Origin of the sequence: Streptomyces sp. PA03-5A, assembly GCF_033792725.1 — a bacterium.
In the GTDB taxonomy this organism is placed as follows: Bacteria; Actinomycetota; Actinomycetes; order Streptomycetales; family Streptomycetaceae; genus Actinacidiphila.
Genome location: NZ_JARAVL010000026.1, coordinates 21,220 through 46,675, shown reverse-complemented (window position 1 = coordinate 46,675; position 25,456 = coordinate 21,220). Strand labels below are relative to the sequence as shown.

At 65.6% G+C, this 25,456-nt stretch carries 21 protein-coding genes and 4 pseudogenes; 11 read left to right on the top strand and 14 right to left on the bottom strand.

The window, feature by feature from the left end; translation table 11 throughout:
* Positions 1-44: 44 nt before the first annotated feature.
* Positions 45-1,364, bottom strand: a complete 1,320-nt coding sequence (locus tag PV410_RS29100) for an MFS transporter (RefSeq protein WP_500328736.1) — start codon at positions 1,362-1,364, stop codon at positions 45-47.
* A 406-nt stretch (positions 1,365-1,770) separates the two neighbouring features.
* Here PV410_RS29100 and PV410_RS29095 point away from each other — a divergent pair, with 406 nt between their 5' ends.
* Complete coding sequence (locus PV410_RS29095) at positions 1,771-2,220, top strand: nuclear transport factor 2 family protein (protein ID WP_500328735.1); 450 nt, start codon at positions 1,771-1,773, stop codon at positions 2,218-2,220.
* Between the two features lie 417 nt (positions 2,221-2,637).
* A complete protein-coding gene (locus tag PV410_RS29090; protein WP_500328798.1) occupies positions 2,638-3,501 on the top strand; it encodes an alpha/beta hydrolase in 864 nt (287 codons plus the stop codon).
* Between the two features lie 892 nt (positions 3,502-4,393).
* Here PV410_RS29090 and PV410_RS29085 read toward each other — a convergent pair.
* The 3 genes from PV410_RS29085 to PV410_RS29075 all read right to left on the bottom strand — a co-directional run bounded on the left by PV410_RS29085 (position 4,394) and on the right by PV410_RS29075 (position 6,836).
* Positions 4,394-4,768: a winged helix-turn-helix transcriptional regulator gene (locus PV410_RS29085; protein ID WP_500328734.1), complete on the bottom strand. Its 375-nt coding sequence runs from the start codon at positions 4,766-4,768 to the stop codon at positions 4,394-4,396.
* A gap of 14 nt (positions 4,769-4,782) precedes the next feature.
* The gene (locus PV410_RS29080) at positions 4,783-5,361 is read right to left on the bottom strand and encodes an NADPH-dependent FMN reductase (RefSeq protein ID WP_500328733.1); all 579 of its coding nucleotides are present in this window, start codon (positions 5,359-5,361) and stop codon (positions 4,783-4,785) included.
* 410 nt (positions 5,362-5,771) lie between these two features.
* Complete coding sequence (locus tag PV410_RS29075; protein WP_500328732.1) at positions 5,772-6,836, bottom strand: Glu/Leu/Phe/Val dehydrogenase dimerization domain-containing protein; 1,065 nt, start codon at positions 6,834-6,836, stop codon at positions 5,772-5,774.
* A 104-nt stretch (positions 6,837-6,940) separates the two neighbouring features.
* On the opposite strand from PV410_RS29075, the gene PV410_RS29070 reads away from it, so the two are divergent.
* Positions 6,941-7,435, top strand: a complete 495-nt coding sequence (locus PV410_RS29070; RefSeq protein ID WP_500328731.1) for a winged helix-turn-helix transcriptional regulator — start codon at positions 6,941-6,943, stop codon at positions 7,433-7,435.
* A gap of 8 nt (positions 7,436-7,443) precedes the next feature.
* On the opposite strand, the gene PV410_RS29065 is transcribed toward PV410_RS29070, so the two are convergent.
* Together PV410_RS29065 and PV410_RS29060 are read right to left on the bottom strand one after the other, a co-directional pair.
* Positions 7,444-9,111 (bottom strand): MOSC domain-containing protein, encoded by a 1,668-nt coding sequence (locus PV410_RS29065; RefSeq protein ID WP_500328730.1) that lies wholly within the window; start codon positions 9,109-9,111, stop codon positions 7,444-7,446.
* 147 nt (positions 9,112-9,258) lie between these two features.
* A complete protein-coding gene (locus PV410_RS29060; protein ID WP_500328729.1) occupies positions 9,259-10,125 on the bottom strand; it encodes an alpha/beta fold hydrolase in 867 nt (288 codons plus the stop codon).
* 351 nt (positions 10,126-10,476) lie between these two features.
* Here PV410_RS29060 and PV410_RS29055 point away from each other — a divergent pair, with 351 nt between their 5' ends.
* Entirely contained in the window at positions 10,477-12,702 is a 2,226-nt protein-coding gene (locus PV410_RS29055) for an ATP-binding SpoIIE family protein phosphatase (RefSeq protein WP_500328728.1), read from the top strand.
* A gap of 92 nt (positions 12,703-12,794) precedes the next feature.
* Here PV410_RS29055 and PV410_RS29050 read toward each other — a convergent pair whose 3' ends face one another.
* Positions 12,795-13,670, bottom strand: a complete 876-nt coding sequence (locus tag PV410_RS29050) for a pyridoxamine 5'-phosphate oxidase family protein (RefSeq protein WP_500328727.1) — start codon at positions 13,668-13,670, stop codon at positions 12,795-12,797.
* A gap of 395 nt (positions 13,671-14,065) precedes the next feature.
* Here PV410_RS29050 and PV410_RS29045 point away from each other — a divergent pair, with 395 nt between their 5' ends.
* The gene (locus PV410_RS29045) at positions 14,066-14,668 is read left to right on the top strand and encodes a TetR/AcrR family transcriptional regulator (protein ID WP_467714927.1); all 603 of its coding nucleotides are present in this window, start codon (positions 14,066-14,068) and stop codon (positions 14,666-14,668) included.
* A gap of 189 nt (positions 14,669-14,857) precedes the next feature.
* Here the strand turns inward: PV410_RS29045 and PV410_RS29040 are convergent, their stop codons facing one another.
* Complete coding sequence (locus PV410_RS29040; protein ID WP_500328726.1) at positions 14,858-15,256, bottom strand: nuclear transport factor 2 family protein; 399 nt, start codon at positions 15,254-15,256, stop codon at positions 14,858-14,860.
* Between the two features lie 512 nt (positions 15,257-15,768).
* Between PV410_RS29040 and PV410_RS29035 the strand changes: the two are divergent.
* Positions 15,769-16,972, top strand: a pseudogene (locus PV410_RS29035) (IS256 family transposase).
* Complete coding sequence (locus PV410_RS29030) at positions 16,873-17,415, top strand: hypothetical protein (protein ID WP_500328725.1); 543 nt, start codon at positions 16,873-16,875, stop codon at positions 17,413-17,415. The pseudogene PV410_RS29035 and the gene PV410_RS29030 overlap by 100 nt, the downstream one beginning before the upstream one ends.
* A gap of 82 nt (positions 17,416-17,497) precedes the next feature.
* Here PV410_RS29030 and PV410_RS29025 read toward each other — a convergent pair whose 3' ends face one another.
* Both PV410_RS29025 and PV410_RS29020 read right to left on the bottom strand, forming a co-directional pair.
* A complete protein-coding gene (locus PV410_RS29025) occupies positions 17,498-17,902 on the bottom strand; it encodes a hypothetical protein (RefSeq protein ID WP_500328724.1) in 405 nt (134 codons plus the stop codon).
* 147 nt (positions 17,903-18,049) lie between these two features.
* Positions 18,050-19,060: a helix-turn-helix domain-containing protein gene (locus tag PV410_RS29020; RefSeq protein ID WP_500328723.1), complete on the bottom strand. Its 1,011-nt coding sequence runs from the start codon at positions 19,058-19,060 to the stop codon at positions 18,050-18,052.
* A 178-nt stretch (positions 19,061-19,238) separates the two neighbouring features.
* Here PV410_RS29020 and PV410_RS29015 point away from each other — a divergent pair.
* The 4 genes and pseudogenes from PV410_RS29015 to PV410_RS29000 form a co-directional block, all read left to right on the top strand.
* Positions 19,239-20,044 (top strand): annotated as a pseudogene (locus PV410_RS29015) (IS630 family transposase); the annotation flags it as partial.
* Between the two features lie 212 nt (positions 20,045-20,256).
* On the top strand, positions 20,257-20,598 hold the full coding sequence (locus PV410_RS29010; RefSeq protein ID WP_500328722.1) for a hypothetical protein: 342 nt from the start codon (positions 20,257-20,259) through the stop codon (positions 20,596-20,598).
* A 265-nt stretch (positions 20,599-20,863) separates the two neighbouring features.
* Positions 20,864-21,460 (top strand): annotated as a pseudogene (locus PV410_RS29005) (IS256 family transposase); the annotation flags it as partial.
* A 440-nt stretch (positions 21,461-21,900) separates the two neighbouring features.
* Complete coding sequence (locus tag PV410_RS29000) at positions 21,901-22,311, top strand: DUF5959 family protein (RefSeq protein WP_500328721.1); 411 nt, start codon at positions 21,901-21,903, stop codon at positions 22,309-22,311.
* 137 nt (positions 22,312-22,448) lie between these two features.
* On the opposite strand, the pseudogene PV410_RS28995 reads toward PV410_RS29000, so the two are convergent.
* The 4 genes and pseudogenes from PV410_RS28995 to PV410_RS28980 form a co-directional block, all read right to left on the bottom strand.
* Positions 22,449-23,424, bottom strand: a pseudogene (locus PV410_RS28995) (IS701 family transposase); the annotation flags it as partial.
* 208 nt (positions 23,425-23,632) lie between these two features.
* Positions 23,633-24,232: a TetR/AcrR family transcriptional regulator gene (locus PV410_RS28990; protein ID WP_500328720.1), complete on the bottom strand. Its 600-nt coding sequence runs from the start codon at positions 24,230-24,232 to the stop codon at positions 23,633-23,635.
* Between the two features lie 195 nt (positions 24,233-24,427).
* A complete protein-coding gene (locus PV410_RS28985) occupies positions 24,428-24,949 on the bottom strand; it encodes a hypothetical protein (protein WP_500328719.1) in 522 nt (173 codons plus the stop codon).
* Positions 24,950-25,075: 126 nt separating this feature from the next.
* Positions 25,076-25,429: a DoxX family protein gene (locus PV410_RS28980; protein ID WP_500328718.1), complete on the bottom strand. Its 354-nt coding sequence runs from the start codon at positions 25,427-25,429 to the stop codon at positions 25,076-25,078.
* Positions 25,430-25,456: the final 27 nt, after the last annotated feature.

The following is a 25,456-nucleotide window of genomic DNA, read 5'->3' as shown; positions in this document are numbered from 1 at the left end:
AAGGGGCGGGTGCCACTACGCCCCCACACCTGCCACGGTCCAGGTCAGCCGAGCGGAAGGCGGGGGCGGATCTGGGTGGCTGTGCTCAGCAGTGCGAGCGTGCCGCCAACGGCGAAGCCGGCCCATGTGCCGTATCCGTCGACGACGATGCCGCCGATGAACGACCCTGCGGCCAGGGCGATTTGGCACGCGCTGACCAGGAGCGCCATGCCGCTTTCGGGCGCGTCGGGAGTAGCGCGCAGGATCCACGTCTGCAACGCCAGCGGTACTGCACCGAATGCCGCGCCCCAGACCATGACGAGCGCGACCACCGCGGGTGCCGTGCCTGCTGCGACGTTGAGGAGGGCGGCAGCGACTGCGACCAGAACGGTCGCGGCGACGTACACCGCACGCAGACGGCGGCCGATGATCGCTCCGGCGGCGAAGTTGCCGACCAGCCCCGCCAAACCATAGGCCAGCAGGACCGACGTCACAGCGGAGGACCCGAAGTGCGCCTTCTCCTCCAGGTACGGGGTCACGTAGGTGTAGGCGGCGAAGTGCCCGAAAAAGATCAGCACGGTGGCCAGCAGGGCGATCCGGGCTGCGGGATTGCGCAGAGCGGAGGTGAGCGTGGTCAGGCGGATTGCCCCGGTGGGCGGCAGGGCGGGCAGCCGCACCGTCAGGGTTGCCAGGGCGAGGAGAGCGGCACCGGCTGCAACGACGAATGCGGTCCGCCACCCGGCAAGGTGACCCACCAGTGCGCCGAGCGGCAAGCTGACCACGGTGCCGGCCGAGATTCCGGCGGTGATCAGTGACGTGGCCCGGTGGAGGGCCTCGGCGGGCACCAGTCGGGCGGCGACACCGGCGCCCATGGCCCAGAATCCGCCGACGCCGACGCCGAGCAGCACCCGCGCCGCCGCCATCACGGCCATGTTCGGGGCCACGGCTGCCAGGGCGTTGGAGGCGGCGATGAACAGGGCGAGGGCGATCAGGACCCTGCGCCGGTCCAGCCGTCCGGATGCCATGGTGACCAAGGGAGCCGTCACCGCGGCCGTCAGACCGGGCACGACCACCACCAGACCGACCGTGCCGATGGACACACCCAGGCTGGAGGAGATCACGGGCAGCAGCCCGATCGGCAGGAACTCCGACAGCACCAGGACGAAGGACATCAGCGCGACGGAGACGACGGCAGACCAGCCACCCCGCGGGGAAGGCCCGCCTTCGACCAAGTCCTGTATCGATGCCGGCTCCTGAATGGGCGAAGCCACGCTGGAAGGGTTGCTCATGCTTGCTCTCCTGGGAGGGCCCTGGGCCCTGTTGATCCGTGCCGCGCCAAGGCGCGGAGCCTGTGCTTCGCAGAGGCGGAAGCGGACAACGGTCACACCGGTGTGACCTGGGAAAAGGCGGGCGTCCCAGCGGCGAACTCCTGGTCCGCCCCACCACCCGCAGTTGTAACAGTGTAGGTTACACCAGGGGCGGCGGTAGGCACCCCCGAGCGGCAGCCCCGTCGTGGCCCCGATCGCCGACCCGAAGGGTAGGTACGGCCGGGAGCCGCGACATCGAGTTTTTGACAGGTTGGTCCAATTTTGTTACGTTATGGACCGCTTGGTAAGGAATGGGCGGCTTTCGCTTCACGGCAGATAGGCAACGTGAGGCGCGATCGGCTCGCCTTCATCCCGCTCCCGCGGGCCCGAGCACTCGGCTGCCGCGGTACTCGTCGACACAGTCGCCATCACGCCGGGCCGCATAACGGGCCTGCGCAAGGATGCAACGCACCAGGAGGAAAAGATGAACGGTACTAGCGATCTCCAGAGGGCGCGCGAAGAGGCAGCCGTCAACTACTTCCGATTGGTGGATGCTGCCGATCCCGCCGTGTTGGATCTTTTCGTGGACAACGCCCGGATGTTCTTCCCGAAGTTCGGCTTCGCAACCGGGAAGGATCAGATCGGGGCATTTGCACAGGGTCTCGGGAGGGGAATTTCGGCGATTGAGCACGACATCCCCGGTTTCACCGTGTTGTCGTCTGGAAACTATGTGGTGGTTGAAGGTTCGGTGAAGGGGACGACGACATCGGGTGTGGCCTTCCCTGACGGCGTCTCCTCCTACGGACTGTTCTGTAACGTATTCGAATTCGAAGGCGACCTCATCAAGAGGGTCCACATCTACGAAGACCCGGATTTCGCCAGTACGCACACCGACGGAGTGGCCTGGGGTGAATCGGTGCGCGACAGCATGTAGCCGGTCCCGCCCTGCACGCCCTGACGACAAGGTGCTCGCGGACGCACCATTGATGTTGCGCCTCACCCGCGCAGAGGTCCGCGGTGTCGCCCGTTTGCAACCCGCGCCAAGCCAGGGAAGCACCGGCCATGGCCGCGGCCCCGCCAAACGGCTGGAGCGTCAGCCAGGTCATGCCGGTTTTCCGCTGCAACGGCGTGCTACACCGGCGTCCGCTGGAGTGGCTCCGCGTCACCCGCTCGCCCCGCTCCGGTACCACCACGTCCTCGGTCCCCCGACGATGAGACCTCAGGACAACGGAAAGGGCACCAAATGCGCTCGCACGCTCGTCTCGGCGCGGGAATCAAACGTGGTGCCGGCATGCTGGCGGTGCTCACCGCGGTCGGCCCTGCATGGGCCGTTCCAGCTCTCGCCGGCGGTGTGCCCGCGGCTTCGGGTGGAGCCCACTCCAAACCAACTGTGGTTCTCGTGCACGGAACCAACTTGGACTCGTCTTCATGGGACGAGGTGGCCCGGCGTCTGCGCGATGCCGGATATCCCGTGGTCGTCCCCGCCAACCCCCTACGGGGTCTGCCGTACGATTCTTCCTACACCGCGAGTGTGCTGCGCAGCATCAAGGGACCGATTGTGCTCGTCGGCCACTCGTACGGCAGCGCGGTCACCAACGAGGCCGCCCTGGGGAACCCCACCGTCAAGGCTCTCGTGGCTGTGGCCGGTTTCCTCCCGCAAAAGGGGGAAAGCTCGGCTGAACTGGTGGGCAAGTTCCCCGGCAGCACCCTGGCCCAAACGCTGAAGCAGGTGCCCTACCCGCTGATGGGTGGCGGTACAGGCATGGACGTGTACGTCAAGGAGGACCTGTTCCCGCAGCAGTTTGCCGCCGACGTACCGTTGTCAAAGTCGTCGATCATGGCAGTCACCCAGCGCCCGGTGGACGCCAGGGCACTGGACGACAAGGCCACCGGCGCCGCCTGGAGGACCGTCCCGGCGTTCGACCTGATCACCGCCAACGACAAGAACATCCCTGCCGCGCTGCAGCGATGGATGGCCAACCGTGCGCATGCAGTGTCCGTGGAGGTGAGTTCCTCCCACGTCGCGCCCGTCTCACACCCCGAAGCAGTCACCGACCTGATCGAAACGGCTGCACGTGCCACCACATCCCAGACGGCCCCATCTCTGGCCGCGACCGGTCGGCGCCCCACATGGTTGCTGGCAGGCGCGGCCGTAGGCACGGCGACACTCGGCGGAGGCCTGATGATGGCGATGCGCCGGCGGAAGCGACCGTGACGGGTTGAACGCCGCGTCATCCAGGGTGTGCCACATGCGGCGCCGTCCGCGGCCCTACCACCCCCATCCCTCACCGGCACCCAGAGCGGCTGGATGATCCCTACCGGCCCGCGGGTGGGGGCTGGTTGAAGTGCCGGTTCCGCGAGACCACGAAGCGATCGTCGGCGCCATCGCTGGCTCCGCGAACGCTGCTGCTCGGCGGATGCGACCACCACGGACAGCCGCAGTGCATCGGCCGCACCACCACCCTCCCTCGCCGCAGCCGGCGCTGCGGTCGCTGGACTGTTCTCTATGGCGCGCGGGCATCCGTGGTCGGGGTGGTCGTCATCCGTCGGATGCGGAGCCGGGAGACCTGAAGTCACGCTGATGCAGCCCGCGGAAGTCGGCGCCGACGTCGCCAGCCGGCACCGTCGGCGGGCAGCGCCACCCCGAACGCTGGCACCGCCCCCGCACCGACCTCGCGTGTGATGGGTCCGCGGCCTCTTTTATGGACCATGCGGTAGAAACTGAGTGGTGAACCATGTGGTCAGTGACTTTGATGTGTGCCGGGCCACTGGACAAGTGCCGAAGTTGTGATCGCGCGCCGGCCTCGTCGTGATCGGTCTTGCGGAATCTCGTCGGCTCGGGTCCCGGCGTTAATCGGACGTGAGCCAGGCAGCTACGGGTGGCAGAGTCCCGCAGAGGATCACGAGCGCCTCGCGTGGCCTGGCCGGGGTCGCAGCGGCACACAGAACACCTGGCGGATGCCCGGTTCGCGCGCACCGGGAAACCTCCACGCACCTGCGGCCCCAGAATGCCGGCGTGAACGAGGGGCCGGGGTGCCGCCCGCGGATCATGCCCATACACCCGCCTGGCCGCGTGGAGCGTGTCTCCGGACACGCTCCACGCGGCATCAGGGGGCTTGTGCGCCTTCGGCCCCCGCCGGCCCTGCTTCCGAAGTGGTTGACGGAGGGGCGGGGATCCAGCGGTGGGACCAACGCATCACGGCGTCGACGACTTGTTCAAGGTCTTGTCCCTTGGCGGTGAGGTGGTATTCGACCTGCACCGGCGAAGAGGGAACAACCCGACGCTCGACGATGCCCTCCTCTTCCAAGGTGCGCAATCGCTGAGTGAGCATGGCGTCACTCAGGCCGGGCACCGCTGCCTTGATCTGCACGAAGCGGGCCTGACCCGTGAACAAAGCGCGGACGATCGCACCCGTCCAGCGGGCACCGATCAGTTCGATCCCCGCGTGGTAGCGCGAGCAGACCCGACGCACTTCGTTCACGATCGCTCCGATTGCTAGGCCGCAGCGCCCTCACGCAGCGGACGCAGTGCGGCATCCACCCGGACGATCTCGTCGAACATGGCCTTGGCTGCACCTGTCATAGCTTCATCGGCCGCAACCTTACCCTCCGCATCGATGAGGTTGAAGCCGAAGGGAGCCACGACGGATTCGACGATCGGCGTCATCTTTACCGCGGTGACGACCTGCTTGATCTGCTGGACGGCACGGGTACCGCCGGCCACGGCGCCATAGCTGACCAGGCCTACCGCCTTGTGGCTCCACTCGTTGAACAGGTAGTCGATGGCATTCTTCAGCTCCGCGTTGTAGCCGTGGTTGTACTCCGGCATGACGAAGACGAGGGCATCGGCCTCTGCGATCGTCGCGCTCCAGTCACGGGTGTGCTGGTGGACGTACTGCTGCGCCCGCGGGTGGTTGGGCTCGTTCATGAACGGAAGGTTCACCTCGGCCAGGTCGAGCAGTTCGACCTTGGTGAAGCCACCGTGAGCAACCGCCTGCCCATGGGTCCACTGCCCGATCGGCAGGCCCACGCGCCCCGGACGGGTGCTGGCAACAATGATCTTCAACGTGGTCATCAGGACTGCTCCTTTGATCCCCTCGACATGATCGGCCGAGGTGGGGGGACTCGACCGCGGACTGAGCCTATCAATTAAATTTAGTGACTAAAGCATCTTGAGCGGCCGTCGGCCGCAAACGCTGGACTCGGCACAGGGTCGGCACATGGGGTCCCCTTGCGACAGCCGCAAAGGGGTCGGCTGCGGTGTGACGCATGTCCCGGCCAGCGCGGCCACGGCCGGCCGATCCATGCGCACTCGCTCTCTTCGAGTGCGACGGCGCGGCAAGGCCGGCGGACTGCACCACTCGATTGCCGCAAGTGGCCGCCCGGTGGCCTGCCGGGCTGGCGATCGTGGCCGCCCAGAAATCGGCTCCCAGGGGAGGTTCGACGGCAACGGCCTGTCGCGTACCGGTTGCCTTGACTCTTCGATCAGCTGCCTGCGGCGGCCAGGGCAGCTTCCGCGATGCGGTTGGCGACAGCTAGGGGGGTTGTCGCGTCGTTCGCACTCTCTCGGAGGACTTGTGCAGTGGTGGTTCCAATGGATGCGAGCCGATGCAGGGACTGCGCAGGGGTGAGTTGGTGGAGTTCCAGGCCGGACGCGTACATGACTCCGCCCGCATTGGCCACGAAGTCCGGGGCCCAGGTGATTCCCGCCTTTGTCAGCTCCTCTGCGACGCCATCGTGTGCCAGTTGGTTGTTGGCCGAGCCGACGACCGCACGGCAGCGCAGGGATCCGACGAGCTGGGAGGTCAGCACGCCGCCCAGGGCGCACGGCGCCAGGATGTCGGTCTCCAGGGTGTAAGCACCTTCGAGGTCGACCCACTGCGCTCCGGTCTCCTCGACGACCCGGCGGCGCTCGGGGTCCGTGTCGGTGGCTCGCACTCGGGCGCCTTGTGCAATCAGGCGTTTGGTGAGTTCGTGCCCCACCCCGCCGAATCCGATCACCACCACCTCGCGCCCCCGAAGTTGCGGGACTCCCCACAGGTGCTCGGCCGCCGCGTTCATCGCGTGCTCGACGCCGGCCGCAGTGCCGAAGGTGGTGGTACCCAGACCGTCCTCCATGGAGGTGTAGCCGCCGACGTAGGGGGTTCTGCGTCGCATCAGCTGGATGTCGGCAGAGCTGGTGCCGACGTCAGGAGCGACGAAGTAGGCGCCACCGAGGTCGTGCACCAGTTCGGCTACATCGAGCAGCAGGGCTTCGCGCAAACTGCCGTCCAGATGCTGCGGACCTCCGGGCAGCAACGGGACGACGCTCTTGCCGCCGCCTGTGCCGTTGCGGACGGCGGCTGCCTTGTACGTCATCCCCCGGCTCAGGCGCAGGCAGTCCACCAGGGCCTCGACAGGGGAGGCGTACCGGGCGACCCGCATGCCACCGACGGCGGGCCCGAGGCGGGTGGAGTGGATGGCGATGATGATCGGCAGGCTGGTCCGGCGGCCCTGCCGGACCGCCACCTCCTCGTGGTCGAGCGTGGTCTCCAGCGCGAACGACGACATGCTCAGGCCTCCAGATGGAAATCACAAGCTGACTTAGCAGTACGTAAGTCAGGGCTGGCTTAAGCTAGCATAAGTCTGGTGCTTCGATAGACGGGATGCCTGTGATGTCCGCACTTACTGGATCGCTGACCGACCGGGACAGCTGGAGTGACCACCGCTGCTCGGCTGCCCGGGCCCTGGACGTACTCGGGACGCCGTCGAATCTGTTCGTACTGCGCGAGGCCTTCTACGGCACGACCTACTTCAACGACTTCGTCCGTCACACCCCGCTGAGTGAACCCGCAGCGGCCAAGCGCCTGAAGGAGCTCGTCGAGGTCGGGCTACTACGGCGTACCCCCTACCAGACGGCGGGACAGCGGACACGCGACCGCTATGAGCTGACCGGGCCGGGCGAGGGCCTCATGACCGCCTACTTCGCGCTGATGGAATGGGGAGACCGCCACGCCACGGCCGACGGTGGACCGGTTCGCCTGCGGCACAGGCATTGCGACGCTCCTGTGCACGTGGCGCTCTCCTGCGCTGACGGACACGCACTGTCCCCCAGCGACCTCGAGGTCGTGGCGGCCCCTGGGGTAGCGCAGGCCGCGGCATCCGAATGACGCAGATGCTAAAGATTCAAGACGATGTCCTGGGCGGGCTTGGAGCAGCAGATGAGGATGTTGCCGTCCGCCGGCGGTTCGACCGGATCGGGCGCGTAGTCAACTGAACCGGACATCAAGGCAAGCTCGCAGGTGTGGCAGACACCGGTGCGACACGACCACTGAACCGGGACGTCACACGCCTCGGCCAGTTCCAGCAGCGAGTCCTGCTCGTCGTTGAAGGGGACCGACAGGCCACTGCGGGCGAACGACACAGAAGGGCCGGCGCCCGGCGTTCCGGGAGGCAGGTGAGGAGCGCGAGTGCCCGATGCGTCTTTGAGCCCGGGAGTGAGAGACGGACCGCCGCTGAATATCTCGGTGTGCACGCGGGAAGCGTCCAGGCCGGCTTCGACAAGAGCGGCGCTCATGCTGTCCATGAACGGCACCGGTCCGCAGATGTAGGCATCGGCATCGGCCGGGAGACCCAGACCGAGAATCCGATCAGCCGAGAGCCGGCCGGCCTGCGTGTAGTCGCCGCCCTCGCGGTCCGCAACGCCCGGCTTGCTGTAATTGACGATCGACCGGGCGTCTCCCAGCTCCGCAAGGAGCTCACGGACCTCCATGGCGAAGGGGTGCTCAGTGCCGTTCCGGGCTGCGTGCAGCCACCACACCTGGCGGCCCGAGCGGCTGCGAACCAGAGAATGCAGCATGGCGAGCACCGGAGTCACTCCCACCCCGGCCGACAGCAGCACCACAGGGGTCTCACCATCGGACAGGCAGAACGTACCGCGAGGTGCGGCGACGTCGAGGATGTCACCGGGCCTGAGGTGAGTCCGCAAATGGTTACTGGCCGCGCCATGCGGCTCGACCTTCACGCTGATCCGGTATGTGCCCGTCCCAGGTTCACCGGACAGGGAGTAGCTCCGGATCAACGGCGAGGCATCACCTTCGATCCGTACCTTCACGGTGAGGAACTGCCCCGGCAGATTGGGCGGCAGCGCGGCACCATCGGCGGAAGCCAGGGACACGGAGAACACGCTCTGGCTTTCGGGCTGGATGCCCGTGACTGTCAGGGAACGGAAGCCGGTCCATGCAGGGGGCGGAGCGCCGGCCGCGGCCGTGAGGCCGGCGCTGCCCGAGGATGCGGCCTTGTCTCCGTCGGCCTGTTCCAGGAGGGTGCGCATCGATGCCTGCCAGCCTGGGCTCAGGGCCGGGACACGCAGGGCCCGTTCTACTTGGCTGCGTGTGTGCCCCGGGAGGTAGAGAACCGCGTCGATGTCCTCGACGGTCATGGCTTCCGGGCCGGTGGAAACCGTGACGATCTCCTGACCAGCCTCCACCTCACCTTCCTCGAGGACCCGCAGATAGAACCCCGGCCGGCGGTGGGAAACCAGCAAGGCCGCCATCTGAGGCTCTCCCATGCGCAGACCCACCCGGTAGCACGTCACACGCGGCTGGGTGACCTCGAACAGCGCCTCACCGATGCGGTACCGGTCGCCGATGCACACCTCACTGTCCGGGAGCCCGTCCACCGTGAAGTTCTCACCGAAACTGCCCGGCTTCAGATCATCCCGCCCCAACCGCCCGGCCCAGAACCGGTAGGAGTCCATCTGGTAGACCAGTACTGCCCGCTGCTCCCCGCCGTGGCCACCCAAGTCGCCCTGGCCGTCCCCGTCGATGTTGAGTCTCCTCACCATCCGGGGTCCGGATACGGTCTGCTTGTAGACCCCCGTGTAGACGGTCTTGCCGTGCCAGGGGACGTCCTGAGGTTCCGACGTTGACTGCGATCAAGGTCGCGACCACCGCACGGCCCTCCCACGCGGGGACCTGATCCGGCTTGCACCTCAGCTGAGGACGCGGCCGAGGAATCCGTGGATGTAGCCGCTGATGGTGTCCAGGTGCGTCTCCAGAGCGAAGTGCCCGGCCGGCAGCAGGTGGACTTCGGCGTCCGGCAGATCGCGGGTGAACGCCCGTGCACCGTCCGGCCCGAAGATCTCGTCTCTTTCGCCCCAGACCGCAAGCAGCGGCACCTGGCTCGTGCGGAAGTATTCCTGCAGCTGGGGGTAGCCGTCGATGTTGGTCGGGTAGTTCCGGAAGAGCGCAAGCTGGACCTCGTCGTTGCCGGGCCGGTCCAGCAGAGTCTGGTCGTGCAACCAGTTGTCCGGGCTGACGAGGCTCTTGTCCGAAGCGCCGTTCTCGTACTGCCAACGGGTCGTCTCGGCACTGAACTTGGCTCGTGCGCCAGGCTCGGTGTCTGCTCCGGGGGCCGTGGCGTACGCGAACAGGTCGTCCCAGAAGGGCTTGGCGAACCCTTCCATGTAGGCGTTGCCGCTCTGCGAGATGATCGCGGTGACGTCGTACGCGGGATTGAGCGCCAGCCGCCACCCGATGGGAGCGCCATAGTCGTGGACGTAAATCGAGAAACGGCTGATTCCCAGACTGTCGAGCAGTCCGCCGGTGACCGTCGCGAGGTTGTCGAAGGTGTACTCGAAATCGTCGACCTTTGGCATGGAGGACTGGCCGTAGCCGATGTGATCCGGGGCTATCACATGGTAGTTGTCGGCAAGCGCAGGGATGAGATGACGGAACATGTGGGAGCTGCTCGGAAAGCCATGCAGGAGCAAGACGACCGGCGCATCGGCGGGACCCGCCTCGCGATAGAAGACCTGCTGGCCGTCGACTGTTGCGGTGCGGTGGTGGGTAGGGAGCATTCTGGCCCTCCGAGGAAGCACCCGAGTCTGTGAAGGGAGTCAAGCGGCAGTTCGACGTGACAACACAACGTCGAAGAAACCGCAGGCTTCGTCCCCTTTGACGGTGGACGGAGCGGGAACAACGCTCCAGGTTGTGTTCCCTTCAAACGCTAGACCCGACTTTGAGGACGGGCCACTGGGAAGGAGGGCAGCCCCCATCGCCGCGCGGTGGTGAAGTGCCCAGGTCAGGCCGCCGAGGGCATCGCGTCCGCGGTGGCGCGGACGGCGCCTTCGTCTTCGGCCTGGCCGATCCGCGACACGAGATCACCCGCAGCGGACGCAGCGTCTCACCAAGTGTGGAAATCTGGCAGCATGCAGCGGTTCGGTGACAGCCGCCCCAATGCGGCGGCATCCGGAGGCCCCACCGGCAGGAGCCTGCTACTGGTTGAGGCCTTCCAGTTCCTGGTGAATGAACTCGGCGCTTTCCATGGGGTCGTCTACCTCGCGCAGTCAAAACGCTCCCAGCTTTTCTCGGCAGTGGTGGGAGGAGCACCGCCCAGCGTCTTCACCGTGCCCGAGTGGGTTTCCTACGACAGTGACAGCTCACCTGCCGTCGCGTATCGCACGGCACGTGTCGTGTCTCGCCCCGATCCCTGCTCTTCCGAATACAGTGACAGGGACTCTCCGCCTCTCATGCCTTACCCGCATTATGTCGTCTCTGTACCACTGACAGATGCCGGGGAGACGTACGGAGTACTCACCGGCCAGTGGGCGCCAGCCTTTCCCAGCGATCGACTGTGGGTGCTCGAGCGGATGGAAGAACTAGGCCGACGGCTGAGTTCAGAGCTGGTCGACTGCCAGCCTGCAGACCTGGGCGCATCGTTCATGCAAACTCCCATCATCATTCCGGTGCTCTCCAACCCACCGCCGCGTCACGACGCCACCGAGAATCCCTGGGGACTCAATGACGCGCCCGGGTCTTCTGCGCTCTCGATGATGTACCAAGTACACAAACTTTCAGCCGCCTTCAACGAAGCATTCCAGCTGGACGATGTGATGCGAGCAACCCGCGACCGCATCATGGTTCCGTTCCGCGCCCACGCATTTCTGGTGGCGATAGTTCAGGAGGGGAGGGTCCGAATCGTCGGTCGCCATGAGGCCGCGGCCGCGGCACGCGAGATACATGGCTCCAGCATCGAAGATGCTTTCACGGGCTCCGACACTCTGCGGACGAGGGCACCCATCTTTATTCCTGATACTAAAACACTCGCGCAATACTCCTGCGCTCTCATGAGCGATTCGGCAGCGGCCGCCATTGTGCCCTTCAACGCCAGTGGCGGTCTGAAAGGGTTCCTTCTCCTCGCCTTCGGGACTCCACGCCGCATCAAAGCAGAGGAGCAGGCCGTCCTCATGATGATGGCGGCACAGCTCGCCACGGCTGTCGAACGGGCCCACCTTCACGAACGTAAGCACGCCCTTGCAGATGTCCTTCAGCAGAAACTCCTGCCGCGCACCCTCCCAGATTTTCCGGAGGTCACGCTAGCCGCGCGCTACCTACCCGCTGAGTCGGCCGGCACCGGCCTGGGCGGTGACTGGTACGACGTGGTCCCCCTGCCCGGGAGCCAGGTCGGCCTGATCGTCGGGGACGTAGAAGGACACAACGTCAACAGCGCCGCAATCATGGGACAGTTGCGTAGCGGTTGCCGTGCCTACGCTGCCGAAGGGCACCGGCCCACTGACGTACTGGCGCGCGCCAGTGACCTGCTGGCCGAACTGGATACGGATCTGTACGCCACGTGCTGCTTTGTGCGCGTCGACCCCGGAAGCGACGTCTGCGAGATCGCACTCGCCGGCCATCCCCCTCCGGTCCTCCGGTGTCCCGATGCAGGAGTCGTGGTCCCCCCAACACGTGCCAACATCCCGCTCGCCGTAACGTCCGGTTACGCCTACAGCAGCACCGAGGTCACTATACGTCCGGGCACCCTTTTGATGCTGTACACGGACGGCATTCTCTTCGACGTAGATCCCGTCTCCGACGCCCGCACTCTCCTTGAGGCCGCCGGAACCGCTGATCATCACTCACTGCACGCGTTGACAGACCTCATGGTCTCACATGTCACGAACGGCAGACGGAATATTGATGACCTCGCTCTCCTGCTGGCACTGTATGAGGGGGGAGACACTCACGGAGAATTCAGCAGGGTGGCCCGCATGTCGATCCGAAAGCGTGACATCCGGAGCGTCAAGTCAGCCCGGAAATTCGTAAGGAACTATCTCCTCGACCGAGATCGATCCGACATCGTCGGCGACGCCGAAGTGATCGTCTCTGAAGTCATAACAAACGGCCTGATTCATGCGGACAGTGACGTGGAACTGCGATTGCGAGGATACCCAGATCGGATTCACATAGAAGTTCAAGACACGAACGCAAGGCCCCCTGTTCCCACATCATTCATCGAGAGCGAGGAAGAGAACTCTGTCGCGGAACACGGCCGGGGACTCGGCATAGTAGAAAATCTCTCCTCCGACTGGGGAACATCCCCCCACGGCCGAGGAAAGACGGTTTGGATTGATCTTTCATTCACCGGCACCAAGTAGTTTCAACGCCTACAGAAAGACGCCTAAGCGGGTGGAACGAGAGATATTGCGGGCGCGGCCAGAATCTAGCGCTCCCATGCACACGCACACCGTCAAACCGGAGGATTGAAACGCGAGAAGCCAGGCACAGACCATGTCAGACCGTCGGAATGATGCTCTATCTGAACTACCTGGTTGCTTTCGAACTCCACAACTCTATTTGCTTCAGGGAACGCCTCGTCGTCCTGGGGATCCCAGTTTATTCGCGCTGCGCCTGTCAGTTGGAGCGATGTGGCGGACTGCCAATCGACGAACAAGAGTCCGGCGGCCGGGTTCTCCACGATGTTGGCGAGAGTCATCAGCATGTTGTTGCCGTGATAGTCGGGCCAGATGAGGTGGTTCGATGTGACCACCCGGACGAATCCTGGGTTCCCTCCTCGATGAGACACATCGGCATCGCCATCGGTCGAGAGTGACGCGACGAAGAACGTGTCGGCTATAGCAATCATCTTCTGTTGCGGACCGCCGAGGTCGGTACTTCTCGACGCGAGTCGATCGCCGGCCCTTGGCGCGGACTCCGCCATCCGGCTTTGAATGTACTGGGGGCAGTTGCCGTATGCCTGGTCGACAGAAAGCAGCAGGCCGTCGGGAAGTGGTGTCACACGGCCGTTGACACGCAGCCTGCGCCGTCTGGCGAAATCGATGGACAGTGTCCCCAGTCGAGTGCCAGTGCGAAGTGCTTCGGCAAGCGGATCAACATCCACGGGTACGGCAGCTATTTCGAGTGTATTTGGATCCCGAACACGGATGAATCCTGGCTCACCGTAGAGGGCGGAAGCCCACACCCGTCCCGACTGATCCGATCCACCAATGATGAGCATCCTTTGACGCGCCAGAAAATCCGATGCTCCCAAGGGAAGAGCGCGCCCGATCATCGGCCGGATACGGTTGGCCTCCAGACGGACCCCGGCCCGGGTCTGAGCGGCCAACTCGCCTGCATGGTAAGACGCTGGATCTTGCTGATGACCAGTCATAAGCGCACCTGGCGTCGATGGTTTACAAACCCGTCGCGGAACTGTGCGGGCAGAAATTCTGCCCCCGTTTCAGGATATGGCAACGGCAAACAGCCCGCGATAGAAGACGGCCTATAAAGCCGTGGCACGTGGAGCCGTTGCGGGCGCTCCCACGCGGGGTGTGGGCCTGGGGGGGGTGCAGAGCGCCGCGGGTGCAAGGCTGACATCCGTCAGAAGTCGATCCCAATCACGGCGACGCGTCGCGACCCGCAAGGTCTCCGCGAGAGACTTGGACGGAGGCAGCATGCGACGAGACAGCCACTCAAAGTGAAGATATGGAACAAAGAGTCAAGAACTGATAGGGTGGCGATATGGCACGCCCTAGAAGCTTCGATGAGACCCAGGTCCTGGATTCGGCACGTGAGCAATTTTGGAACCGCGGTTACGCTGCCACAACGCTCGAGGACTTGGTTGCCGCCACAGGCCTGGGCAAGGGCAGCCTGTACGGAGCGTTCGGGGACAAACGTCAACTCTTCCTGAACCTGTTGAACACTTACTGCAGCGAGCAACTGCGTGACGTTGAGCAGACACTCACCGGTCCTGGCACTGCCATGGAATGCCTCACTCGACTCTTCGAAGGCGTGGCCAACGGCTACGCAGCCGATGCGCAACGCCGAGGCTGTTTCATGGTCAACAGCACCTCTGAGCTTCATGGGCAAGAATCCGACGTCGCCGCCCTGGCCCGGGCAACGTACCAACGCGTTGAAGACCTCCTGGTCGCCTGCGTGAAGGAGGCACAAAAGGAAGGGGCGGTCGACGCGAGCGCTGACCCGCAAGAGCTGGGCCGGCTACTCCTGGCAGCCCTGCAGGGCATTGAATTTCTCGCGAAGACCAACATGGACGCCTCGGCGCTTCTGCAGATCGGCCGAGCCGCGCTGAACCAGCTGCCGGGCGGACGCCAGGAGACCGGATGAGGTCGTCCCTGAGCCCTGCTACCAGACTGGGTCTCCGGACACGAACGCACCCCGTGCCCTCGCCCTGAAAGAGCATCGCTGGGGACCGACCGTCCATCCCCCTGCGCACACCTGTGGGGCCGCACATGATCTTTACGCCCCCTGGGCGCGCGGTGAAAAGCAGGTGTGGACAACTCCCCTTCGACCTCGTCAGTTCGCGTAGGCCTCGGACACCTTAAGCGTGTCCTCGTAAAGATACATCTTGACGATCTTGTCACCGGCTACCTGAAAGTGCATGGCTATGGGCATCTCATAGATGCGCCCCGTGCTCTTGGCGACGCGCGTGAACCGGCCCAGCATGACCGCATGGTCGCCGTCGACGAGAAGTGCTTCCACCTGGTCGACGTTCTTCTCAGGAACGATGTTTGCCACGAGGGTTCGCATATAGTCCGCCACGTCGCTTCCCCTGTGACGATGCCCCGTCCAGGGCAGCGAAGAAGATCCGGGAACGTACCAGTCGATTTCTTCCGCGAATACCTCAGTGACTGCATCCGGGTCCCCGGTGGCCAGCAGCCCGAAGAACTTCTCCACAATCTCACGTGTTGTCATGATCAATACCTTCCAGAGCAGGAGACATGCAGTCTCAGTTCAGGACGAGAGGTTGATGCACGAATGACCGGGTCACTGCGGGCCTGGCTTTTTGTGTGCGAAACAAGAAATCTCGATAGCTTTCGGGGGAAACCCGTGCACTTCGCACATGCAGTAGAGCAGATGTGGACCGTAGAGTCAAAAACTGTCGACGCCGTTCTCACCCGCACCCCTCCCGCAAGGCGATCGGCAAGTACCAGGGCCAGTTCGCGGCCGTCCCAGCGCAAGGGGGCACTCCCACTCGGGGGCGGGTCATCTGGCAGGCGAACGCATGGCACTGGAAGCGACGTTCGTCACAACCTGCCGAGCCGAATCCGGGCGGACTACTGATGATCTCGGTGGGATGTCGCGAGCAATGCTCAGAACTTGTGGATCGTTTCGGTTCCGGGGGGGGCATGCAGAGGGCGTACCTTCCCGAATGATCCGTAAGGTCTCCGAGTAGGCCCGCGTTGCAGCGCGGGTCGGCAAGGCACGTGCTCAGCGTAGTCACCGAAGACGGCTCTACCCAGTCCGGTTCCCTGATCGATGAGATCGTGCGCGAGGGCACTCGCCGGATGCTGGCTGCCGCGCTGGAGGCAGAGGTCAACCAGTACATAGCCGAGTTGGTTGCCGAGACTGACGAGCGCGGGCACCGCCTGGTGGTCCGAACGGCCACCACCGGCCCCGAACCGTGGTCACCGCCGCAGGTCCCGTCGAGGTCAGGCCCCGCGGGGGAACGACCGCCGCGTCGACGACGCCACGGGCGAGCGCAAGCGGTTCTCCTCGAAGATCCTCGCGCCGTGGTGCCGCAAGTCGCCGAAGGTCTCCGAGGTGCTGCCACTGCTCTACCTGCACGGACTGTCCTCCGGGGATTTTGTCCCCGCGCTGGAGCAGTTCCTCGGCGGTACCGCCGGCCTGTCCCTGGCCACCGTCACCCGGCTGACCAAGCAGTGGAGCGACGACCACGCCGCCTTCCAGGACCGGGACCCGTTCGTTCGCCTCGGCCAGGCCCACTCGTGCGTCCTGGTCCTGATCGGCGTCCGTCTCGATGGCACGAAGGAGCTGATCGCCCTGGCCGAGGGCCTGCGGGAGTCCACCGAGTCGTGGGCCGACCTGCTGCGCGACTGCCGCCGCAGGGGCATGCGCGACCCCGAGCTGGTGGTCGGCGACGGCGCGATGGGCATTTGGCGGGCGCTCGCCGAGGTCTTCCCGACCGCCCGGCCGCAGAGGTGCCGGGTTCACAAAACGCGCAATGTCACCAACTGCCTGCCCAAGTCAGCACAGCCCGGGTCGACGAAGGCGATGCAGGAGATCTACAACGCGGAGGACCTCGGCCACGCCGAGAAGGCGATCGAGGCGTTCGCGAAGACCTACGGTGCCAAGTTCCCGAAGGCCGTCGCGAAGATCACCGAGAACCGGGACGAGCTCCTGGCCTTCTACGACTTCCCGGCCGAGCACTGGATCCACCTACGGACCACGAACCCGATTGAGTCGACTTTCTCCACTGTCAAGCTCCGAACCAAGGTCACCCGAGGCGCGGGCAGCCCGGCGGCCGCGCTCGCGATGGTGTTCAAGCTGGCCGAGTCCAGCCAGGCGAGATGGCGCGCGATCAGCGGCGCCCACCTGGTGCCCCTGGTCCGCGCCGGCGCACGGTTCGAGAGCGGAGTCCTGGTCGAGCGAGAGGAACAAGCCGCATGACCGTCCGCGACATCCTGCAGAATCCGGACGAACACTTCCGTTTCGTGGCCTACCTCGACGAGCTGCAGCACGTCGCCGATGCGGACGAGGTCGACCTGGTCAGCGGCGTGCTCAGCGATCCGGACCAGACGATGGCCAGGTCCCGCGACCGCGGCACCGCCGCCCAGGCCCAGGACCAGGGCTACGGTCTGGTCACCGACATGGTCGGCCACCTCATCCCGAACCTGGTCATGACGGCCGCGAGCCAGGAACATGGCACCCTCACCGCCCGCGACGGCACCGACCTGCCCGACCTGCCGGTCGGCACCCGGCTGCGCATCCTGCCCAACCACGCCTGCGCCACCGCCGCCCAGCACCACGGCTACCACGTCGTCGACAGCAGCAAGGGCACGGAGCCCGCCCCGGTGATCCATGCGCGCTGGCCCCGCATCACCGGCTGGTGACCTGCCCCGGGCAAGGAGGGCGGACCATCCACGCGGTGAGGTAGGTGAAGGCGGCCCCGGGTGAGATTGCGGAAGTAGACGATCACATGAGGTCGGACGGCAGCGGGTGTGTGGTGTCTCCGATGCGGGATTGCGTGGGCAGCGTGCGGAGGACGCCGGTGCGGTCGGCGAGCTGCTGGCGCAGCAGACGGTTCTCCGTCATCGACTGGTGCAGGGCGCCGACCAGCGCCTCGACGTCGGTCTTCAGCTGGGCAATTTCCGCGGCGTCGGCGGCCCACAACTCTTTGAGCTTGCGGACCTGCTGGCGCAGCCGCTTCTCGCTGTCCGGCGTCTGGCCGCGGGCGCGGACCTGGTCGTAGAAGGCGTTCTTCCGATCCGGATGGCGCTGGGTGAGCGCGTTGCGGGGCACCTGTGTCTCCGCCGCGAGCGCGACGATGGTCAGCGCCCCGTTGGAGTGTTCCGGTCGGCCGCCCAGGATGCGGTCCATCGCGGTCTGGATGCCGTCGCGTTCATCGGGGGCGGATCTCATGTGGTCGGCCGGCGGGGGCCCTGTCGTCTGCCCCGCTCACAGTCGAACGTTCCGAGCGGGGCGCGAGGCGGCTCCGGTGTCGCCTTCCAGGTGGGCCCGGAACGGTCAGGGTGGTCCGTCCAAAGTGCTCTGCCGGGGATGTTTTGTCTCCGGTGAAAGCCCACTCTGACCCAACCGAAAGTCGCGGGGGCTCACGCCGTACGCCGTCTTGAAGACGCGACTGAAGTGGGGTGCGCTGGCGAACCCCCACCGGTGGGCGATGGCCTCGATCGTGATGAACTGATGCACTGGCGACGCCAGTTCCCTCCTGCATTCCTCGAGGCGCTGCGTCCTGATCCATTCACCAAGGGTGATTCCCGCTCGGGACAGGGTCAGGTAGAGCCAGCGTACGGAAACGTCGTGCTCGGCTGCGATACGCTCGGCAGTCAGATCGGGGTCTGCCAAATGGAGGCGCACGTATTCCTGAACACGCTCAAGAAGTGTGCTGTTCAGGAGCGTTCTGGCCAGGTCGTCCCCGTGCAGGACCATGGTGACCACGGCCCTGATCAGGTCGACACTGGGCTCCGTGAACAGGGCGGTATCGGATTTACCGGCAGCGCCCCGATGACGAGCCAGTCGGGTGAAGAACGCTGCTGTGGCGCCCACGGCCGGTCGCTCCGAACTGAGTCGACCAGCCGTGATCTGATCGAGCAGGGACGGCCGCAGCCCCAGGATGTGCGTGGGAACGCTCACTAGAACTCCACGTACTGGGCCGTGGAACAAAACCTCGTAGGGCTTCGCATTGTCGAGCACCATGAGATCCCCGGCCTTTATCAGTCCGTGTCTGCCCGCCTGGTGGAACTGGGAAACCCCCGCTTCCCGGATGGAGACGAGAATCTGCGGCACCATGTCCCCGTCCACCGGGGCATCAGTGCGCCGGATGCGGGTCACGTTCCAGCCGATCTCCGAGACTTTCACCGACCCCAGTGCGCTGGTGGTCGCGTAAGCCCGCTGGCGATTCGGGTCCGACGGAAGGTCCACTTCTGCGCGGCCGTTGACGACGGACCCCGAGAGTTCACGGATCGCATTCGCTCGATCGCCGGGAGCCAGCGACGCTACGTCAAGTTGATCTGCCATGCGGGCTTCCTCCTGAACCGGTCGCGGAGCCTGCATTGGACGGCAGATACCTACCGTACTGCGGCAAATGATCCATTCTTAATGGCTTTGCTAAACTTTAAGCATGTCTTCCGTTACTGAGGTTTTCGTGTGGGCGTCGGGTAGTGACGGGTGATGATCCCTGCGGTATGCCGTTGCCATGCGGTATGCACAGGGTGGGGGCCCAACCGCTGAGCGGCGGGCGTTTCGTGAACAGGTCCGGCTTGAGGCCGCAGGGCGATTCGCCCGCGGTGAGAAGACCGCCGTGATCGCGAAGGAGTTACGGGTCAGCGAGCGGCCGGCGGAGCGGTCGCGTCGGACCTGGCGTGCGGGCGGCATCGAGGGTCTGCGGTCGGCCGGCCCGGCGAAGGCACCGAAGCTGTCCGCCCAGCAGTTCACCGTCCTGGAGGAGGAGCTGGGCAGGGGGCCGGCCGCGCACGGCTGGGAAGACCAGCGGTGGACCCTGGCCGGGGTCCAGACGGTGATCGACCGCAGGTTCCGGATCTCCCTGTCGGTGGCCGGGGTGTGGCGGCTGCTGCAACGGCACGGCTGGTCATGGCAGAGCCCGGCCCGGAGGGCGCTGCAACGGGACGAAGGGCGCCGTGGAGCTGTGGAAGAAGGAGGTCTGGCCCCTGTGGAAGCACCGTGGCGGCGCTCGGGGCCTGGATCGCCTTTGAGGACGAAGCCGGGTTCGCGATGACGCCGCCACGCGCACGCACCTGGGGCCGGCGCGGCCACACGCCCGTGGTGAGGGTCCGCGGACGCTCCCGGCGGCGGATCTCGGTCGCCGCGCTGTGGTGCTACAAACCGGGCGAGAGACCGCGCCTGATCCACCGCCCCCGATTCCCCCTGCGCTTCAAAGGGGCACGCAAAAGCTTCGCGTGGACCGATTACCGGGACTTGGCCGTCCGGGCCCACCTCCAACTCGGTGGCCCGGTCGTGCTCGTGTGGGACAACTGTGAAACTTGAGCCGTGCCGCTGGAACCGGAAGCCTGACCCGTGGGACAACTGGCCGCAAGTGCCCTGTTTAGGATCTGTCGGCGTCCGGTCCCAGCGGTGCCTGCTGCCGCCGGCCCGGTGAGCGTGTCCCGATAGGGGCTTTGCTGCATCAAGCACCATCACAGTTCTGACCGCCCACCGGACCGGCGTCGGCCACCAGCCCCGTTTCAAGGAGCCCTGTGACCGCCGTCAGCCTGTCCCAGCCCGCACTCAACACGCAGCATGATTCGGCTCTGGCCGAGGATGTCGTCCTAGCTGGCCGCCGGGATGAAGCAGTACGCGTCCGACCACGACTGACTCACCGTCTTCCAGCTGCCCAGTATGCGCCCGACCTCAACCCGGTGGAAGGCATCTGGTCTCTCCTACGACGCGGACCGATGGCCAATGCCGCGTTCACCGATCCCGACCACCTCGCCCAGACCCTCCGGCACGGCCTGCGACACATCCAGCTCCGACCCGGCCTCATCAACGGCTGCCTCGCCGGAACCGGCCTGACCATCACCCCACCGACCCCGACCTGAAAACCTTAGTCATCGGACGAGGCCCCGCATACGAGGAGCCCACTCCCTCAAAACTTCACGCTAAGCAACCGCTCAGTCGCCACACGTGTCACTTCTCGCCACACCTGCGCCCTTAGACTCGCATTCGATCACGCCCCGTGACCAGCACCAACTCACGCAACACGGCCGGACGTTCACCCTCCACCTGGCGCGAACCCGCCACACACCCCAAACCCCCGACCGGCCCCTTGTGGCTCAGATCACATAGGGCGAGGGCTCTCGACGCTACCGGGAGTCGGCCGGCGCCTGGGCGGACCTGCTGCGCGACTGCGCCCGCCGGGGCATGCGCGCTCCCGTGCTCGCGGTCGGCGACGGCGCGCTCGGCTTCTGGAAGGCCCTGCGCGAGGTGTTCCCCGAGACCCGCGAGCAGAGGTGCTGGGTGCACAAGACCGCGAATGTCATGGACGCGCTGCCGAAGTCCGCGCAACCCGCCGCGAAGAAGGCCCTGCAGGACGTCTACAACGCCGAGGACCGCGCGAGCGCCGAGAAGGCCGTCAAGGCGTTCGCCAAGCTCTACAAGGCGAAGTTCCCCAAGGCCGTCGCGAAGGTGGTCGACGACCAGGACGAGCTGCTCGCGTTCTACGACTTCCCCGCCGAGCACTGGATCCACCTGCGAACCACGAACCCGATCGAGTCGACCTTCTCCACCGTCCGCCTGCGGACCAAGGTCACCCGCGGCGCCGGCTCCCGCGCGGCCGGCCTGGCCATGGTGTTCAAGCTGGTCGAGTCCGCCCAGGCACGCTGGCGCACCGTCAACGGCGCCCACCTTGTGCCCCTGGTTCGCGCCGGAGCGCGCTTCGAACGCGGACTTCTGGTCGAACGCGAGGAGCTGGTACAGGCCGCGACTCCGGGCCCTTGGTTCGTCCGCTTCCTGGACGATGACCACGCCATGAACCTTGTCGCTGTGAGTACCATGTCCGACACCGGGGCCAGCGAACGGTGGCCGGGCTTTGATTGCCAGGAGATCGTGGCGGCAACCCTCGTTCAGCAACCTCGCTACGTCGACATGGCCGACGAACGCTGGGACGACAATGGTCGGTTCATCGCCGCGGCCCGGGAGAGCGTCCCTCGGCTCATCGATGAGATCAGGCGCCTACGCCACCAGCTGGACGCCGCTCTTCGGAGCACACCGGAACAGCAATGACGCCCGCCTGATCCCCAGGTATTGACAACTGCGCCGCCACAAGCCCACATCATCCTTGTCGGACTCCGCCCGTATCGTGCACGCAAACTCTCGATACACGACCGGCAAAGGGGAGCGGGATGAACGAGTGGGTCCCTGTTGACTTGATACATCTGTCTGACGGACGAGGCGTCTCCCTCGTCCTGCGCGCGGTTGAGCGCCACAAAGCCCGACGTACCTTGGTTCGAGCCGAGTGCCTGATAACTACGGATTTCATGAACGCCCGCTTGAAGACCAACATCTGGCTTGATCACCTTGAAGAGTGGGAGGAAGCACTCAGGCGCCTCAGTGCTGGTGAAGGCGCTGGCTTGCCGAGCGGACGCCGAGGGCTGGAACTGTACTTTCACCCACACGAAAGCGGCTGGCTCTCCATCTCGGTCCACGATCCCGACAGGCTGACGGTAGCCCTGGGACTCGAACCAACGCCTGAGTGGATTGATGAGCACGAAGCACGCCTTCAGCATCTACGTGGCGCCTGGGGCGAGTCCTGAAGACAAGCAAGACTGGTGCGTGCCACCGAGGGCAGTGTCCGGTGCAATCCGGGCGCCGAGCCGCCTTGGCCAGCTCGTCGAACGCCCGAGGCTCACGCAGCCTGATCTACCTGATCCACAGGTCTTGACTATTGCTCCCACCAGGCCCCGGCAACGTCGATGAGCTCGTCGAGCGTGGTGCCGGCCGGGCAGTAGGCGATGTGGTACGAGATCCCCTGCGGTCGGCTCACGCTGCGGCGTGCGATCACCCAATGCCGGCGGTCCTCGCGATGCCAGGGACGGACCTCCACGCGGGCCCAGTCGAAAACACGCGGACCGTGGGCGCCGGCGCCGCACGAGCGGCGTTTCCACTCTGCCTGGGCAGACCGTTGAACAGGTCGTGGACGGGGTGGTCCATGGCCCAGCGGCTGACGACGGTGTCATGGCGGGTGGTGGCCATGACGTGGAAGACATCCGCCTGCTCCAGCTCCGTGCGCCAGCTCTTGCTGAAGCCGTAGGCGGCATCCGCGGTCACCCACCGGAACGGGACCTTGTCGGCGATAGCCCGGCGGACCATGGCCCTGGCCGTTGCCACCTTCGTCTCGAAGGCCACCTCTCGGTGATGCCTGCCCGGCGGCACCGTTCACGGTCATCGGTCCACGACGTCGGCAGATACAGCCTGCGGTCGATCAGGGTGCGGCCGCGGTCGGTGGCATAGCCGAGGACGACCCCGACCTGGCAGTTCTCCGTGCGTCCAGCGGTGCCGGAGTACTGCCGCTGCACTCCCGCCGACCGCACCCCCTTCTTCAGGAACCCGGTGTCGTCCACGATCAGCACCGCGTCCGGGTCACCGAGATGCTCCACGACGTAGTCCCGCACGTCATCGAGGACCTCGTCGGCGTCCCACTCGATCCGGTTCAGCAGCCGGTGGATGCGGTCTGGCGCCGTGTGACCGGCCTGCTCGGCCAGTGTCCAGCCGTTCTTCCGCTCCAGCGGGGCTATCAGCCCCTGCAAATAGGCCAGCGCAGACTCACGCGGCTCCGACCTGGCGAACCGGTGCACAAACCGCTCGTGCAACTCCGCCAGGCCCAACGACCACCGGCTCGCATCAGCCAGCACCACATCCCACCCCATGCCCACTCAACGAGTCGGCTGCCCACCCGTCACGGCAAAGACCGTTGCAGTACTTAAAGGACTCCACGGCACTTGGTCAGCGCGAACCCAGCCGCGAGGAGTTCGCCTACCGACGGCCGCTACCACTGCCTCAACGTTTGGGCATCGCCGAAGCCAAAGGCCCGAACGGGTGCCTGGAGGAAGGCCAGACTTCGTCAGGGGCAAGTAGCTAGCGACTGATGCCGAGCGCCGACAGCACCACCGCGTCGATGTAGCGGTGCATGAAGGCGGCATCGACCTCTACGTCCTCCAGCAGACGTCGGGTGATCACGGCGCCGAGCATCATGTGCGGCATGAAGTCGGCTGCAGGCACGTCGGCTTCTATCTCCTCGCGGTTGGCGGCTCGCCCCATCAGTTGCCGCACCGCGGTGAGCTTGGGCTCGATCAGGTGCTGGCGCATCGCCTCAGCGAGGTCGGGATTGATGGCGAAGGCGTGGGCCAAACCCCGGATCAGTGGGATATCCACGGCCGAGCCGTCGCCGATGCGATCGGCGAGCTCGTGCAAGTCGCTGCGGAGCGAACCGGTGTCGACGTTCTCGACGTGGACTGTCTTACCGCGCCTGAGCGCCGTCGCAACCAGTTGTGGCTTGCTCCTCCATTGACGGTAGAGGGTTGCTTTGCTGGAGCGGGTGCGGACGGCGACCGTGTCCATCGTCAGCGCGTCGTATCCCACCTCGCGCAGCAAGTCGATCACCGCGTCGTATAGCTCCTGCTCCCGTTCGGGCGTCAGCCGAATACGACGCGCCGGTGCGCTCGAGTCCGTGGTCACTTCCGTGCTCCCTCTCTCGTCCCCTGCGAAGCGGCTTCGCATCAACCCGACAATGGGGGATGCAATGACGTCGCTTTTCATGGTGCAGCCGATCACTTGGGGGGCGCCCGGGTGCACCGGGTATACACCCTCGCTCCCTGCCCCAGGCCTACCAGCGCTGCCGGCAAACGGCCACGCGCCGCTGGGCAGGCGGTCTCAGCGGGGCAGCGGGACGGCCATGGGTTCCGCCTGGCCGTCCCATTTCACCCAGACCTCTCCCGGGAGTGGGTGTCCGAAGGTGGGAACCATCAGGAACTGCAGCGACTCGCCGGGCCGCACGGTCGCATTCTCGGGCAGGTTGCGCACGATGGCTGTCGTTCGTTTGCGCTCCAGATGTACCCCGGTAGCGGTCGACGCGCCCCAGTTCCGCAGCAGGTAGGCGTGTGTTCCGCGGCGCTGAAGGTCCCACCCCACCGCGGGTCGGCCCGCCGGGTCAGGTGTAGCGAGCGATTGCAGGGGCGTCGTGGCGTTCTGCGACTGCGCGAGCAGCTTCAGGGCTTGGGCCAGGTTGTCTTCGACGGCGATGGCTCTGCGCTCGGCGGCCTCAACCTGTGCCTGACTGGCGATGTTGGCTTCTTCGGCGATTTGCGCCTGGCGATTTGCGTCGCGGCGTGTCGCCAGAGAGATCAACAAGGTGATTACGATGCCGACCCAGGTGGCGATGTTTCCAGTTTGCATGTCGGTACACCAAGGCGGTTGTGTTCCGCCTTCCTTCTTACGGTTACTGATTGTCAGAGCGTGGTGTCGTAAGTGGCTGAGGGCGTCCTGGACCACGGAGTGCGTGAGGCAGGCGCCCGGGCCGGTTCACCACGTGGTCCCGGCGAGGAGCACGAGGTACCCGGCGATCAGTGCCGCGCCAAGTATTGCGGGGATGAGGCTGGGCAGCCTGTCGCCATTGCGGACATGGGTTGCCACGGCACCGGCGAGGAGCAGCAGCAATCCGGTGGCGGCCAGGGCTCCGAACAGCGGCACGACGGGGCCGAGGGTCACGCCGACGGCACCTGCCAGTTCCAGGGATCCGATGACGCGGTAGCCCGTGGTGCTGAAGCCGGCGTGCGCGGCCATCTTGGGCGCGGGGCCCAGGGCCAGCATCTTGGCCATGCCCAGCAGGGCGAAGATCAATGCGATGAGGCAGAGCAGGACGGTGGGGAGGTTCATGTGAGGGCCTTACCGGTGTGGGGGGCG

Excerpts from the sequence above, each read along its gene's own strand:
- PV410_RS28980 (WP_500328718.1), bottom strand. The coding sequence starts at position 25,429 with ATGAACCTCCCCACCGTCCTGCTCTGCCTCATCGCATTGATCTTCGCC.
- PV410_RS29080 (WP_500328733.1), bottom strand. The coding sequence starts at position 5,361 with ATGACCACGTTGAAGATCATTGTTGCCAGCACCCGTCCGGGGCGCGTG.
- PV410_RS29070 (WP_500328731.1), top strand. The coding sequence starts at position 6,941 with ATGTCCGCACTTACTGGATCGCTGACCGACCGGGACAGCTGGAGTGAC.
- PV410_RS29055 (WP_500328728.1), top strand. The coding sequence starts at position 10,477 with ATGCAGCGGTTCGGTGACAGCCGCCCCAATGCGGCGGCATCCGGAGGC.
- PV410_RS29000 (WP_500328721.1), top strand. The coding sequence starts at position 21,901 with ATGAACGAGTGGGTCCCTGTTGACTTGATACATCTGTCTGACGGACGA.
- PV410_RS29040 (WP_500328726.1), bottom strand. The coding sequence starts at position 15,256 with ATGACAACACGTGAGATTGTGGAGAAGTTCTTCGGGCTGCTGGCCACC.
- PV410_RS29095 (WP_500328735.1), top strand. The coding sequence starts at position 1,771 with ATGAACGGTACTAGCGATCTCCAGAGGGCGCGCGAAGAGGCAGCCGTC.
- PV410_RS28985 (WP_500328719.1), bottom strand. The coding sequence starts at position 24,949 with ATGCAAACTGGAAACATCGCCACCTGGGTCGGCATCGTAATCACCTTG.
- PV410_RS29065 (WP_500328730.1), bottom strand. The coding sequence starts at position 9,111 with ATGGTGAGGAGACTCAACATCGACGGGGACGGCCAGGGCGACTTGGGT.
- PV410_RS29030 (WP_500328725.1), top strand. The coding sequence starts at position 16,873 with ATGGCGCGCGATCAGCGGCGCCCACCTGGTGCCCCTGGTCCGCGCCGG.
- PV410_RS29045 (WP_467714927.1), top strand. The coding sequence starts at position 14,066 with ATGGCACGCCCTAGAAGCTTCGATGAGACCCAGGTCCTGGATTCGGCA.
- PV410_RS29025 (WP_500328724.1), bottom strand. The coding sequence starts at position 17,902 with ATGGACCGCATCCTGGGCGGCCGACCGGAACACTCCAACGGGGCGCTG.
- PV410_RS29060 (WP_500328729.1), bottom strand. The coding sequence starts at position 10,125 with ATGCTCCCTACCCACCACCGCACCGCAACAGTCGACGGCCAGCAGGTC.
- PV410_RS29020 (WP_500328723.1), bottom strand. The coding sequence starts at position 19,060 with ATGGCAGATCAACTTGACGTAGCGTCGCTGGCTCCCGGCGATCGAGCG.
- PV410_RS29075 (WP_500328732.1), bottom strand. The coding sequence starts at position 6,836 with ATGTCGTCGTTCGCGCTGGAGACCACGCTCGACCACGAGGAGGTGGCG.